This window comes from Variovorax saccharolyticus (assembly GCF_030316765.1).
Taxonomy (GTDB): Bacteria; Pseudomonadota; Gammaproteobacteria; order Burkholderiales; family Burkholderiaceae_C; genus Variovorax; species Variovorax saccharolyticus.
This window is the reverse complement of the sequence record NZ_JASZYT010000002.1, coordinates 183,225-194,908: the sequence shown is the minus strand read 5'-3', so window position 1 is coordinate 194,908 and position 11,684 is coordinate 183,225. Positions and strand designations below refer to the sequence as shown.

The window sequence follows — 11,684 nt, the reverse complement described above, 5'->3', positions numbered from 1 at the left end:
GCCCGGTCGTCCCTGGACGGCCGGGGCCAAGGGTCTCTCTATAATCCGCGGTTGATTCGAAAAGCCCCACCGAGCCCCCGATACTGAGGACGCAATGAGCGACGACCCGCACTACCAGGCCACAGAAGAAGCCCATACCGGCCCGATCAAGAATCCGAAGCAGCTGCTGCTCGCGGTCTTTTTCTCCTTCATCGTTCCCATCCTCATCATCGTCGGCCTGGTGTCGTTCGTCGTGTCGGGCACCCATCCTTCGGGCTCGGCGCAAGGCGACAGCATGTCGCTCTACGGCGTGTCCAAAGACAGCCGCGATCGCGATGTCGCCGAAAGGCTCAAGAAGGTCGGCAGCATCGAGATCCGCGACGCCAACCGGCCGCTGGCCACCGGCGAGGCCGTCTTCAAGGCCCAGTGCGTGGCTTGCCACGGCGCTCCCGGCATCCCCGGCGCGCCGCACCAGGGCGATGCCGCTGCCTGGGGCCCGCGCATCGGCCAGGGCTACGCCACGCTGCTCGAGCACGCGCTCAAGGGCAAGGGCGCGATGCCGGCCCAGGGCGGCGGCGACTTCGACGACATCGAGATCGGCCGCGCGGTGGTCTTCCTGGCGAACTCGGGCGGCGCCACCTTCCCGGTGCCCGACCGGCCGGCGCCGGCAGCCGAAGGCGCTCCCGCCGATGCCGCAGCCCCCGCGGTCGCGGCCGGCAAGTAGGCGCTTCTACCCCCCAGCAAAAAGCCCGCGATGCGGGCTTTTTTGTTTTCAGTGCGAGCGCGCAGGCTGGGCCGGCTGGCCCGCCGCGGGGCTGGGCACGAAGCCGAACCGGGCCGGAAGGTCCTCGGCGCGGACATCCTCGGGCACCCAGCGGCCCTGCTCGATCGCCTTGGCCGCCAGCCCCACATCCTGCGTATGGACCAGGCCAAGCCCGATGTCGGCCACCAGGTAGAGCCTGCCCTCGCCGTCGAGCAGGCAGGCGGTGGGCTCGACCGCCACCCCGGCGTGCGAGCTGACCGACAGGTCCTCGGCGATGCGCCAGACCCACGGCGCGGCTTCGAGCTCGACGTAGACCCGCTGCGGTCCGTTCTGGAAGAACCACTGGCCGGCGTCGTCATGCTCGTAGTTGCGCTGGATGAAGTCGATCAGCTTCTCGTGCCGCAGCTGCGAGCCCTTGGCCTGCCTGAACGGCCCGATGGCCTGGGTGCGGTCGTCGCGCAGGAACCAGTTGCCGCGGGCATCGAGCCCGAGCCAGCCGTAGCAGTGAGGCACATTCGGCCACTTGGCCAGGGCCTTCAAGACGATGTCATCCATGAAGGGATTCTGCTCCCGCGGATCAGGCGTGGTCTTTCAGCCAGTCGATCACGCGCTCGGGCATGGCGCGGACGTGGCCCGGCGGCGGGCCCAGCGGAAATCCCACATGGCCGCCATGCGCGGGCTGCCAGAGCGTGACGTGGCGCCCGACCTCGCCCGGGCGCGGCAGGCTGGCGGCCGGAACGAAGGGGTCGTTGGCCGCATTCACCACCAGCGCCGGAATCCGGATCTGGTGCAGGTGCGGCTTGGCCGAGCCGCGCGACCAGTAGTCGTCGGTGCCGCGAAAGCCGTGCAGCGGCGCCGTGAAGACATCGTCGAAGGCGTAGAGGTCGCGCGCCGCGAGCAGCTTGTCGCGGTCGAACAGGCCCGGGTGCTGGGCCAGCTTGGCCAGCGCCTTGGGCTTCATGGTCGACAGGAACATGCGCGTGTAGACGAGGCGGTTGAACCCGCGGCCGATCGCGGCGCCACCGGCCGCGAGGTCGAGCGGCGCCGAGATCGAGGCCACCGCGCTCGCCACCTTCGATGCCTCGCCGCCGGCCTCCTCGGCCCAGCGCATCAGCGCATTGCCGCCGAGCGAGACGCCGGCCGCGAGCAGGGGCTGCCCCGGGTCCCGCTGCGCGCGCAGCCGGGCCAGGATCCACCCGATCTCCTCGAAATCGCCCGAGTGGTAGGCCCGGGGCGCCAGGTTCAGCTCGCCGCTGCAGCCGCGGAAATGCGGCACGGCATAGTCCCAGCCGCGGGCGTGGGCGAAAGCCGCGAAGACCTCGGCGTAGTGGCTGCTCGACGAGCCCTCGAGGCCGTGGAACAGCACCAGCAGCGGCTTCGGGCCGGCCCCGGGGGCATCCAGGAAGTCGACGTCGATGAAGTCGCCGTCGGGCGTGGCCCAGCGTTCGCGCCGCAAGGCGGGCAGCGGCGCCTCGGCGCGCCGGGCATACAGCGCGGGCCAGATGGTTTGCAGGTTGCCGCCAGGCAGCCAGCGTGGCGCGACGTACTGCATCGGCTCAGTGCAGGGTCTGCGGCGGCTCGACGGCGTCGCCGGGCTCGTGCGAGCTGCCGGGGCTGGCATGGTGCGCGACCATGCGCCAGCCCTGGGCGGTGCGGTGGTAGACATTGGTGGCCAGCACGAAGGCGTGGCGCGGCCCTTCGGCCGTCAGCACCTCGATGCGCTCCAGCACGTTGTGCACCGCGCTGGCGAGCGACTCGACCTTGCGCACCCGCGCCGGCGTGGCCTGGATGGCGCCGTTGCCGAACATGTGCTCGAAGGCGGCGCGGATCGCCTCGGCCCCGACCAGCCGCGGGCCGCCCGGGTGGACGCAGAACACCTCTTCCTCGTCGGCCCAGCAGTCCATCAGGGCGTCGATGTCGCCGCGCTGCAGGGCCTCGTAGAAGGCGGCTTCGATGTCGTCGGCGGTGCCGCCGATGGCGCTGGCGCGGAGTTTGGCTTTGGTGGACATGGATGGTGCTGCCGGAAGTAGCGATTTTGCCTCGGTCGGGCAGCGGCTCAAGAGCGCGCCGCCACCCAGCCCTGCACGACCGCGCGAAGTTCGCCCTGGGTCGCGCGCCAGACCAGCTCGGGCGCCGCCACGTGGACGCCGGGCGGCGCCAGCGCCAGGGCGACATCGACCATTTCGGCCACCTTGGAGGCCCGCGCCGGCTGCTCGCTGGACGGCACCATGAAGCGCGTGATCGACAGCATCCAGGCCGCCAGCCGCTCGCCCGGGTTGGCGAAGCGCACGGCGGCCGGCTTCTGCGCCGAGCGCACCAGCAGCACGCGATCGAAGCCCAGCGCCACCACGGCCTGCTCGTCGAGGCTGGCCAGGCCGTGCTTCAGCGCCTCGGGGAGCCGGCCCTGGTCGTGCGGCTGCACCACCGCCAGGGTGCGGACGCCGCAGGCCCGCAGCCAGCCCGCCAGCGCCGGCAGCTGCGCGGGCTCGGGCGTCCACAGCGCCCGCTCCCGGTCATAGAAGAGCCGCGGCGGCTCGAACAGCACGAGGGCGGTGTGCGCCGCCACGGTCGGCCACTGCGCGATCGGCAGCGCCGGCACCTGCACCGGCTCGACGCCCGGCAGTCCGGCGCGGATCGGTTCGCGCGCCAGCACCAGCGTGTGGTCGAAGCGATGGCGGCCGGCGAGCCGGCGCACCAGCTCGTGGCCCAGGGCGCCGGTGGCGCCTGCGATCAGCAGCGTGCCCGCGGCCGGCCGGCCGTCGAAGGGCCGGCGGTTCGCAGCCTGAAGGGCCTGCAGAGGGTCTGGCGCCATCCATCTATGCTACCTTTGCCGACTTCGCACTGAGAGGGTTCGGACATGTTGAAACGCTGGCTACTGATCATCGTCGCGACGCTGTCGCTCGCGGGCTGCGGCTACAACGACTTCCAGCGCCTCGACGAGGCCAGCAAGTCGGCCTGGAGCGAGGTGCTCAACCAGTACCAGCGGCGCGCCGATCTGGTGCCCAACATCGTCGCCTCGGTCAAGGGCGAAGCCAATTTCGAGCAGGAGACGCTGACCAAGGTGATCGAGGCCCGCGCCAAGGCGACCTCGATCCAGGTGACGCCCGAGACGCTCAACAATCCCGAGGCCTTCAGCAAGTTCCAGCAGGCGCAGGGCGAGCTGTCGAGCGCGCTGTCGCGCCTGATGGTGGTGGCCGAGCAATACCCCAACCTGAAGGCCAACCAGGCCTTCCGCGACCTGCGCGTGACGCTCGAAGGCACCGAGAACCGCATCACGGTGGCGCGCAACCGCTACATCCAGACGGTGCAGGAGTACAACGTGCTGGCCCGCAGCTTTCCGACCAACCTGACGGCCAAGGTCATGGGCTATCCGCCCAAGGCCAACTTCTCGGTCCAGAACGAAGCCCAGATCTCGACGCCTCCGACGGTCGACTTCAGCGCCCCGAAGAAGTAGGCGAGAGCGGCCAGGCGATGACCGCTGCCCGCATCCGGCAGGCGCTGACGGCACTCCTCCTGATGGCGGCGGCGCTGGTCGGCGCGCAGGCGCAGGGCCTGCTGCCGGTGCCCGCGCTCGATGCCCGCGTGATCGACCAGACCGGCACTCTGAGCGCTGCCGAGCGCAGTGCGCTCGACGCCAAGCTGCAGGCCTTCGAGCAGAAGAAGGGCTCGCAGATCGTCATGCTGATGGTCAAGACCACCCAGCCGGAGGACATCGCGAGCTATGCCAACCGGGTCGGCAACGCCTGGAAGATCGGCCGCAAGGCGGTCGGCGACGGCATCCTCGTGGTGGTCGCCAAGGACGACCGCAAGATGCGCATCGAGGTCGCCAAGGCCCTCGAGGGTGCGGTGCCCGACCTGGCCGCGGCCCACATCATCGACGAGGCGATGAAGCCGCGCTTCCGCCAGAACGACTTTGCCGGCGGCCTCGATGCCGCGGCCGACCAGCTGATCGCACGCGTCAACGGCGAGGCCCTGCCCCAGGTCGATGCGCGCGGCGGCGACTTCGGCGACGGCCGCGCTTCGGGCAGCGGCTTCAACTGGCAGGACCTGGGCATCTTCCTGTTCGCGGTGGTGCTGGTGGGCGGGCCGATCGCGCGCCGCATCCTCGGCAAGATCCCGGGCTCGCTGGCGCTCGGCGGCCTGACCGGCGTGGGGGTGATGGTGCTCACGTCGAGCCTCGTGATCGCGGTGCTGGCCGCGCTGGCCGCCCTGCTCTTCACGCTGCTGTCGACCGCCTTCGGCGCCGGACCATCGATCGGCCGGCGCGGCGGCGGCGGCTTCGGCGGCGCGCTGGGCGGCGGATTGGGCGGACTGGGCGGCAGTCGTGGCGGCGGTGGCTGGGGCGGCGGCTCGTCCTCCGGCGGAGGCGGCTTCGGCGGCGGCTTCGGCTCCGGTGGCGGCGGCGATTTCGGCGGCGGCGGCGCCTCGGGGGACTGGTAGCCATGGCATCTGCTTCCAAATCCTCTGTGTCGCTGTTCGCGCGCCTGGGCCGCATCTGGCGCCACCGCTGGACCGACGAGGCCGACCTCCGGCGCGCGCTGCCGCCCGAGATGCTCGATCGGCTCACGCGCCGCGTGGCGGCCAGCGAGCGGCGCCACAGCGGCGAGATCCGCGTCTGCGTCGAGGCCGGGCTGCCGCTGTCCTACCTGTGGCGCGACGCGCCGGCGCGCGAGCGCGCGATCATGCTGTTCGGCAAGCTGCGCGTCTGGGACACCGAGCACAACAACGGCGTCCTGATCTACCTGCTGCTGGCCGAGCACGCGATCGAGATCGTGGCCGACCGCGGCATCGATGCGCGGGTCGACGCCGCGCAGTGGGCGGCCATGGCCGGGCGCATGGGCGCCGCCTTTCGCGAGGGGCGCTTCGAGGACGGGTTGACACAGGCGCTCGAAGAGGTGTCGGCGCTGCTGGTCGAGCACTTCCCGCTGGCCGACGGCCAGGCCGACCGCAACGAACTGCCGGACGCGCCGGTGCTGCTGTAGCCCCGCTTCAGCCCGACGCGGGAAGCGCCCAGACCCCATTGCCACCGACCGCGTAGAAGCGGCGCGCGGGCGTCGGCTCCACCAGCCAGCCGCCCGTGAATTCGCCGAAGGCCGGCAGGATCAGCTGCCCGCCCTCCCGCACGAAGCAAGGCATGCGCAGGCTGTCGCGGCCCCGGCCGTGGAGCCGGCAGGCCGGATGGAGATGGCCGGCCAGCACGGCGTGCGTGGCATGGCGCTGCGGATGGTGGCAGGCGGCGAAGGGCCCGATCAGATGCGGCTCGTCGACCACCTCGAAGCGCAGCGCGGCCGGCGGATCGCCCGCGCGGCTGTCGTGGTTGCCGCGCACAAGCATGCAGGCCAGCGCCGGATGACGCTCGCGCCAGGCGTGCACCGCCGCCAGCAGCGAGGCCGTGCGGGCCGACGCCGCATGCAGGAAGTCGCCGAGAAAAACGATCTGCCGCGGCCCATGCAGATCGATCGCGCGGTCGAGGCGCGCCAGGTTTTCCTGCGTGGTGCCGCCCGGCACCGGCTGGCCCAGGGCCCGGTAGGCGGCCGCCTTGCCCAGGTGCAGATCGGCCACGAACAGCACGCCCGCGGCCGGCCACCAGAGCGCGGGATCGGGCAGGAGTTCGATGGTCTCGCCGGCCAGTTCGATCCGGCAGGCGGCGGCAGGCGGCGGCGTCACGGAGCGAGTGTCCCCGAAGCGGCAGCGCTCTCGAACTGCTGAACCATGCGCGCGATGCGGTCAGCCACGCTCTCGTTCGACAGCTTCTCGCGAAAGCGCTCGACCATCAGCGGGAAAGCGAAGGGCGTGGGCCTGTCCAGCTTGCGCAGCACCAGCCGCTGGGCGCGCATGCGCGCCAGGCTGGCCCGCAGCCGGCCGATCTCGAGCTCCTGCGCCAGCAGCTCGGCCTCGGCCTGCCGCAGCAGCCGATTGGCCGGGTCGTACTTGCGGAACACCTCGTAGAACAGCGACGAGGAGGCCTGCAGCTGCTTGTTGCTGCGCTTCTCGCCCGGATAGCCCTGGAAGATCAGGCCCGAGACGCGCGCGATCTCGCGAAAGCGCCGGCGCGCGAGCTCGGTGGCGTTGAGCGAGGCCAGCACCTCGTGCAGCAGCGCCGTGCGCTCGTCGTCGTGCGCGACCGCCTCCTGCGCCTTCGCGTCGTGCCCGGCCACCAGCACCTGCGGCAGCAGCGTGGCCCAGTCGACCTCTCCGGCGCTCAGCAGTTCGAAGCCGTAGTCGTTGACCGCGATCGAGAAGGTGCGCGGCTGGTGCTGCGCGATGCGCCAGGCGATCAGGTTCGCCAGCCCGAGGTGCACCGGCCGGCCCGCGAACGGATAGAGGAACAGGTGCCAGCCTTCGCGCGACTTCAGCACTTCGGCCAGCAGGGTGTGGGGCGTCGGCAGTGCCGACCAGCGCTGCTGGATCTCGAGCAGCGGACGCAGGCATCGCAGCTCGGGCGACTCGTAGCGGCCCTGGTCGGCCAGCGCGAGCTGCTGCACCACGGCATCGGCCAGCGTGCTAGACAGCGGCATCCGGCCGCCGTTCCAGCGCGGCACCGCCGAGCGCTTGCCGCTGGCGCGCCGCACCCAGGCGGTCATGTCGTGGATGCGCACCAGCTCGAGCAGCCGCCCGCCGAACAGGAAGCAGTCGCCGGGCTTCATGCGGGCGACGAAGCCCTCCTCGACGCTGCCGATCTTCGCGCCGCCGAGGAACTGCACCGACAGGCTGGCATCGCTCACGATGGTGCCGATGTTCATGCGGTGCCGGCGCGCCAGCCGCGCATCGGGCACGCGCCAGACGCCTTGCGCATCCGGCACCGCGCGCCGGTAGTCCGGATAGGCCGCCAGCGACGCGCCGCCCTGCGAGACGAAGTCCAGGCACCACTGCCAGCTCTCGCGCGACAGCCCGGCATAGGCGGCGGTGCCGCGCACCTCGTCGTACAGGGCGTCGGGCCTGAAGCCGCCGCCGAGGGCGACCGTGACCATGTGCTGAACCAGCACGTCGAGCGGCTGCTCGGGCGAGCTGCGCGATTCGATGTGGCCGGCAGCGATCGCGGCCCGCGCCGCGGCGCCTTCGACCATCTCGATGCTGTGGGTCGGCACCAGCGTGATGCGCGACGGCCGGCCGGGTGCGTGGCCCGAGCGGCCCGCGCGCTGCAGCAGCCGCGCCACGCCCTTGGGAGAACCGATCTGCAGCACGCGCTCGACCGGCAGGAAGTCGACGCCCAGGTCCAGGCTCGAGGTGCAGACCACCGCCTTCAGCTCGCCGTTCTTCAGCCCGAGCTCGACCCACTCGCGCACCGCGCGGTCGAGCGAGCCATGGTGCAGCGCGATCCGGCCGGCCCAGTCGGGCCGCGCCTCGAGCATCGCCTGATACCAGATCTCGGACTGCGAACGCGTGTTGGTGAAGACCAGCGTGGTGGTGCTGGCGTCGATCTCGCCGATGACTTGCGCCAGCATCGTGAGGCCCAGGTGGCCGCCCCATGGGAAGCGCTCGGCCCGGCCCGGCAGCAGCGAATCGACGAGCAGCTTCTTCGGCACTTCGCCTTGCACCAGCAAGCCCTGCTGCGCGCCGAGCAGGGCTTGCATCGCTTCTTCGAGATTGCCGAGGGTGGCCGACATGCCCCAGACACAGAGCCCGTCGTTCCAGCGCCGCAGGCGGGCCAGCGCCAGCTGCACCTGCACGCCGCGCTTGTTGCCGAGCAGCTCGTGCCATTCGTCGACCACCACCAGCCGCAGCGCGCCGAGGACCTCTTGCGCATCGGCGCGCGCGAGCAGCAGCGACAGGCTCTCGGGCGTGGTGACGAGCACGGTCGGCAGGCGCTGGTTCTGGGCGCTGCGCTCCGCCGAGCCGGTGTCGCCGCTGCGCACGCCGGAGCTCCACGGCTGCATCCCGGCAGCGGCGGCATCGAGCGCCTGCTGCAGCGCGCGCAGCGTGTCGGCGGCCAGGGCGCGCATCGGCGTCAGCCACAGCACCGTGAGCGGCGGCGCAACTTCCGGCCGCTTCGCTGCGGATCGCTTCGGCGGCACGGCGCCGAAGGCCAGCAGCGCGGCCAGCCAGACGGCGTAGGTCTTGCCGGCACCGGTGGTCGCGTGCAGCAGGCCGGAGCGGCCCTGCGCGACCGCCTTCCAGACGGCGCGCTGGAACTTGAAGGGCTTCCAGCCGCGCGCCGCGAACCAGGCATCGAGCGCCTGCTTCGTCGTCATCACGAAGGCAGCAGCGCAGCCAGCGTCTGCAGGCTGTCCGCCTCCGCGATGGGCTTGTCCTCGCGCCAGCGCAGCATGCGCGGAAAGCGCACCGCGATGCCGCTCTTGTGGCGCGTGCTGCGCGCGATGCCCTCGAAGCCGAGCTCGAACACCAGCGTCGGCCTGACGCTGCGCACCGGCCCGAAGCTCTCGACCGTGGTCTTGCGGATCAGGGCGTCGACTCTCGCCATCTCGGCGTCGGTCAGCCCCGAGTAGGCTTTCGCGAAGGGCACCAGCTTGCGATCGGTGGCCTCGGGCGGCCCATCCCAGACCGCGAAGGTGTAGTCGCTGTAGAGGCTGGCGCGCCGGCCATGGCCGCGCTGCGCGTAGACCAGCACCGCATCGATCGAGAGCGGATCGATCTTCCACTTCCACCAGACGCCGACATCCTTGGTGCGGCCGACGCCGTAGTGCGCAGCGCGTTGCTTGAGCATCAAGCCCTCGACGCCCATCGAGCGTGCGGCCTCGCGCTGCCGCGCCAGGTCCTGCCAGTCGTCGCCATGCAGCATCGGGCTCGCGATCAGCGACGGATGCTGCACGCCGGCGAGCAGCTCGTCGAGCAGCGAACGCCGCTCGTGCTGCGGCAGCGAGCGCAGGTCGCGTCCCTGCCATTCGAGCAGGTCGTAGGCCAGCAGTACGACCGGGATCTCGCGCAGCAGCTTCGCGCCCAGCGTCTTGCGGCCGATGCGCTTCTGCAGCTCGGCGAAGGGCTGCACGCGGTCCTCGCGCCAGACCACGATCTCGCCGTCGAGCACGCTGCCGTCGGGCAGCGCATCGCCCATCACGGCCAGTTCGGGGAAACGCTCGGTCACCAGTTCCTCGCCGCGCGACCAGAGCCAGACCTGGCCCGCGCGCTTCACCAGCTGGGCCCGGATGCCGTCCCACTTCCACTCGACGATCCATTGCGCCGGCGCACCGAGCGCGGCGTCGAACTGCTCGAGCGGCAGGCCGAAGGGGTGCGCGAGGAAGAAGGGATAGGGCTGGCCGCTGGTCTTCTGGTCGCGCTCGCCGGTGCTCTCGGGCGAGATCAGCGCCGCATAGTCGGCGGCCGTCGGCTGGCCGCCGATGTGGGTGTAGCCCATGAGCCGCTGGGCCACGCGCTTGGGGTCGAGCGCGCCGACCGCGGCCAGCGCCTGCGTCACCTGCAGCTTCGAGACGCCGACGCGGAAACCGCCCGTGATGAGCTTGAAGCAGACCAGCCGCTCGTCGATGGCGAGCTGCCGCCACTGGGCACGCAGCGCATCGGCCAGGGCCTCGGGCGGCATCTTGCGCAAGGGCAGCAGTTGCTGCTCGAGCCAGTCCGCCAGCCCCATGTCGTGCGCATCGGTCGGCGGCGGCAGCAGCAGCGCGATGGTTTCGGCCAGATCGCCGACCGCCTCGTAGCTCTCGTCGAACAGCCACTCGGGCAGGCCCGCGGCTTCCTGCGCGAGCAGGCGCAGGAGCTTGGCGGGGACCAGCTGGCGTGGCTTGCCGCCCGCGAGGAAGTACACGGCCCAGGCCGCGTCGCGCGCCGGAGCGGCCTGCAGGTAGCGCTGCAGGGCGGCCTGCTTCGCGAGGCTGGAGGTGGTCGCGTCGAGCTCGCGATAGAGCGCGGCGAATTGCTTCATGGCGCGGTCGCGGCGAGAGGCTCCGAATCCTCGTCGCCGTACTCGGTCTTGAAGCCCTGCGCCTCCAGTCCGTTCTCGGTCAGCCAGCGCACCAGCACGGCCACGCTGCCGTGGGTCACGAAGACGCGCTCCGCGCCGGTGCCGGCGATGGCCTGCTGCAGGCCCGGCCAGTCCGCGTGGTCGGACATCACGAAACCGCGATCGACGCCGCGCCGGCGCCGCGTGCCGCGCAGCTGCATCCAGCCGCTCGCGAAGGCATCCGAGTAGTTGCCGAAGCGGCGCAGCCACGGCGTGCCCTGGGCCGACGGCGGCGCCAGCACCAGCGCCCGCCCGAGCAGCGCGGCATCGACGCCCGGATCCGTCACTCGCAGCGTGGGCGGCAGCGGCACGCCGGCCGCCCGGTACACCGCATTCAGCGGCTCGACCGCGCCATGCACCACGATCGGCCCGATGGCCGGATCGACGCCATGCAGGATGCGCTGCGCCTTGCCGAAGGCATAGCAGAGCAGCACCGAGGCCCTGCCCTGCTCGGCATTGAGGCGCCACCAGTCGTTGATCTCGGCGAACAAGGCGGCCTGCGTCGGCCAGCGGTAGATCGGCAGGCCGAAGGTCGACTCGGTGATGAAGGTGTCGCAGGGCACCGGCTCGAAGGGCGTGCAGGTGCCGTCGGGCTCGGTCTTGTAGTCGCCCGAGGCGACCCAGACGCGGCCTCCATGTTCGAGCCGCACCTGGGCCGACCCGAGCACATGGCCGGCCGGATGCAGCGACACGCGCACGCCGTGATGAACGACGACCTCGCCGTAGGCCAGGGTCTGGAGCGCGATCTCGCCCAGCCGTGTGCGCAGCGTGCCCGCGCTGTCGGCGTGGGCCAGGTAGTGCCCATGGCCGACGCGGGCATGGTCGGAGTGCGCATGGGTGATGACCGCGCGGTCGACCGGGCGCCAGGGATCGATGTAGAAATCGCCCGGCGGGCAATAGAGGCCCTCGGGGCGAGCGACGACGAGATCGCCGGGGGAAGAAGTCGGAGCAGGCGGCGCGGTGACCATGGAGCCGCCATGGTAGGCCGCGCAGCGGCTGCCCGTGCCCTGCCGCAGGCGCGACGCC

General features: G+C 71.6%; 12 protein-coding genes. 4 read left to right on the top strand and 8 right to left on the bottom strand.

Going from position 1 to position 11,684, the window contains the following annotated elements:
* The first annotated feature begins 94 nt into the window (after positions 1-94).
* The gene (locus QTI45_RS06955; protein WP_286371002.1) at positions 95-703 is read left to right on the top strand and encodes a c-type cytochrome; all 609 of its coding nucleotides are present in this window, start codon (positions 95-97) and stop codon (positions 701-703) included.
* A gap of 48 nt (positions 704-751) precedes the next feature.
* On the opposite strand, the gene QTI45_RS06950 is transcribed toward QTI45_RS06955, so the two are convergent.
* The 4 genes from QTI45_RS06950 to QTI45_RS06935 are packed head-to-tail and all read right to left on the bottom strand — an operon-like array spanning position 752 to position 3,554.
* Positions 752-1,297 (bottom strand): DUF2946 family protein, encoded by a 546-nt coding sequence (locus tag QTI45_RS06950; RefSeq protein WP_286653870.1) that lies wholly within the window; start codon positions 1,295-1,297, stop codon positions 752-754.
* A gap of 22 nt (positions 1,298-1,319) precedes the next feature.
* A complete protein-coding gene (locus QTI45_RS06945) occupies positions 1,320-2,294 on the bottom strand; it encodes a YheT family hydrolase (RefSeq protein ID WP_286653869.1) in 975 nt (324 codons plus the stop codon).
* A 4-nt stretch (positions 2,295-2,298) separates the two neighbouring features.
* Positions 2,299-2,751 (bottom strand): YybH family protein, encoded by a 453-nt coding sequence (locus QTI45_RS06940; protein WP_286370999.1) that lies wholly within the window; start codon positions 2,749-2,751, stop codon positions 2,299-2,301.
* Positions 2,752-2,798: 47 nt separating this feature from the next.
* Positions 2,799-3,554: a hypothetical protein gene (locus QTI45_RS06935; protein ID WP_286370998.1), complete on the bottom strand. Its 756-nt coding sequence runs from the start codon at positions 3,552-3,554 to the stop codon at positions 2,799-2,801.
* Positions 3,555-3,599: 45 nt separating this feature from the next.
* Between QTI45_RS06935 and QTI45_RS06930 the strand changes: the two genes are divergently transcribed.
* From QTI45_RS06930 to QTI45_RS06920, 3 genes are read left to right on the top strand one after another with little or no spacing between them, the layout of a single operon-like run.
* Complete coding sequence (locus QTI45_RS06930) at positions 3,600-4,196, top strand: LemA family protein (protein ID WP_444813162.1); 597 nt, start codon at positions 3,600-3,602, stop codon at positions 4,194-4,196.
* A 17-nt stretch (positions 4,197-4,213) separates the two neighbouring features.
* Positions 4,214-5,182 (top strand): TPM domain-containing protein, encoded by a 969-nt coding sequence (locus QTI45_RS06925; protein WP_286653868.1) that lies wholly within the window; start codon positions 4,214-4,216, stop codon positions 5,180-5,182.
* A gap of 2 nt (positions 5,183-5,184) precedes the next feature.
* Entirely contained in the window at positions 5,185-5,724 is a 540-nt protein-coding gene (locus QTI45_RS06920) for a TPM domain-containing protein (protein ID WP_286653867.1), read from the top strand.
* Between the two features lie 7 nt (positions 5,725-5,731).
* Here the strand turns inward: QTI45_RS06920 and pdeM are convergent, their stop codons facing one another.
* Genes pdeM through QTI45_RS06900 form a run of 4 tightly spaced genes read right to left on the bottom strand, consistent with a single transcriptional unit; the run spans position 5,732 to position 11,626 of the window.
* Positions 5,732-6,409 carry a ligase-associated DNA damage response endonuclease PdeM gene (gene pdeM / locus QTI45_RS06915; RefSeq protein ID WP_286653866.1) on the bottom strand — a complete coding sequence of 226 codons (678 nt, stop codon included), beginning with the start codon at positions 6,407-6,409 and terminating at the stop codon, positions 5,732-5,734.
* Positions 6,406-8,934 (bottom strand): ligase-associated DNA damage response DEXH box helicase, encoded by a 2,529-nt coding sequence (locus QTI45_RS06910; protein WP_286653865.1) that lies wholly within the window; start codon positions 8,932-8,934, stop codon positions 6,406-6,408. The genes pdeM and QTI45_RS06910 overlap by 4 nt, the downstream gene beginning before the upstream one ends.
* Complete coding sequence (locus QTI45_RS06905; protein WP_286653864.1) at positions 8,934-10,580, bottom strand: ATP-dependent DNA ligase; 1,647 nt, start codon at positions 10,578-10,580, stop codon at positions 8,934-8,936. Before QTI45_RS06905 ends, QTI45_RS06910 begins: the two co-directional genes overlap by 1 nt.
* Positions 10,577-11,626, bottom strand: a complete 1,050-nt coding sequence (locus QTI45_RS06900) for a ligase-associated DNA damage response exonuclease (protein ID WP_286653863.1) — start codon at positions 11,624-11,626, stop codon at positions 10,577-10,579. The genes QTI45_RS06905 and QTI45_RS06900 overlap by 4 nt, the downstream gene beginning before the upstream one ends.
* Between the last annotated feature and the right edge of the window lie 58 nt (positions 11,627-11,684).

Coding starts and splice junctions, on each gene's coding strand:
- QTI45_RS06940 (WP_286370999.1), bottom strand. CDS start 2,751: ATGTCCACCAAAGCCAAACTCCGCGCCAGCGCCATCGGCGGCACCGCC.
- QTI45_RS06935 (WP_286370998.1), bottom strand. CDS start 3,554: ATGGCGCCAGACCCTCTGCAGGCCCTTCAGGCTGCGAACCGCCGGCCC.
- QTI45_RS06900 (WP_286653863.1), bottom strand. CDS start 11,626: ATGGTCACCGCGCCGCCTGCTCCGACTTCTTCCCCCGGCGATCTCGTC.
- QTI45_RS06955 (WP_286371002.1), top strand. CDS start 95: ATGAGCGACGACCCGCACTACCAGGCCACAGAAGAAGCCCATACCGGC.
- QTI45_RS06945 (WP_286653869.1), bottom strand. CDS start 2,294: ATGCAGTACGTCGCGCCACGCTGGCTGCCTGGCGGCAACCTGCAAACC.
- QTI45_RS06910 (WP_286653865.1), bottom strand. CDS start 8,934: ATGACGACGAAGCAGGCGCTCGATGCCTGGTTCGCGGCGCGCGGCTGG.
- QTI45_RS06930 (WP_444813162.1), top strand. CDS start 3,600: ATGTTGAAACGCTGGCTACTGATCATCGTCGCGACGCTGTCGCTCGCG.
- QTI45_RS06925 (WP_286653868.1), top strand. CDS start 4,214: ATGACCGCTGCCCGCATCCGGCAGGCGCTGACGGCACTCCTCCTGATG.
- QTI45_RS06905 (WP_286653864.1), bottom strand. CDS start 10,580: ATGAAGCAATTCGCCGCGCTCTATCGCGAGCTCGACGCGACCACCTCC.
- QTI45_RS06950 (WP_286653870.1), bottom strand. CDS start 1,297: ATGGATGACATCGTCTTGAAGGCCCTGGCCAAGTGGCCGAATGTGCCT.
- QTI45_RS06920 (WP_286653867.1), top strand. CDS start 5,185: ATGGCATCTGCTTCCAAATCCTCTGTGTCGCTGTTCGCGCGCCTGGGC.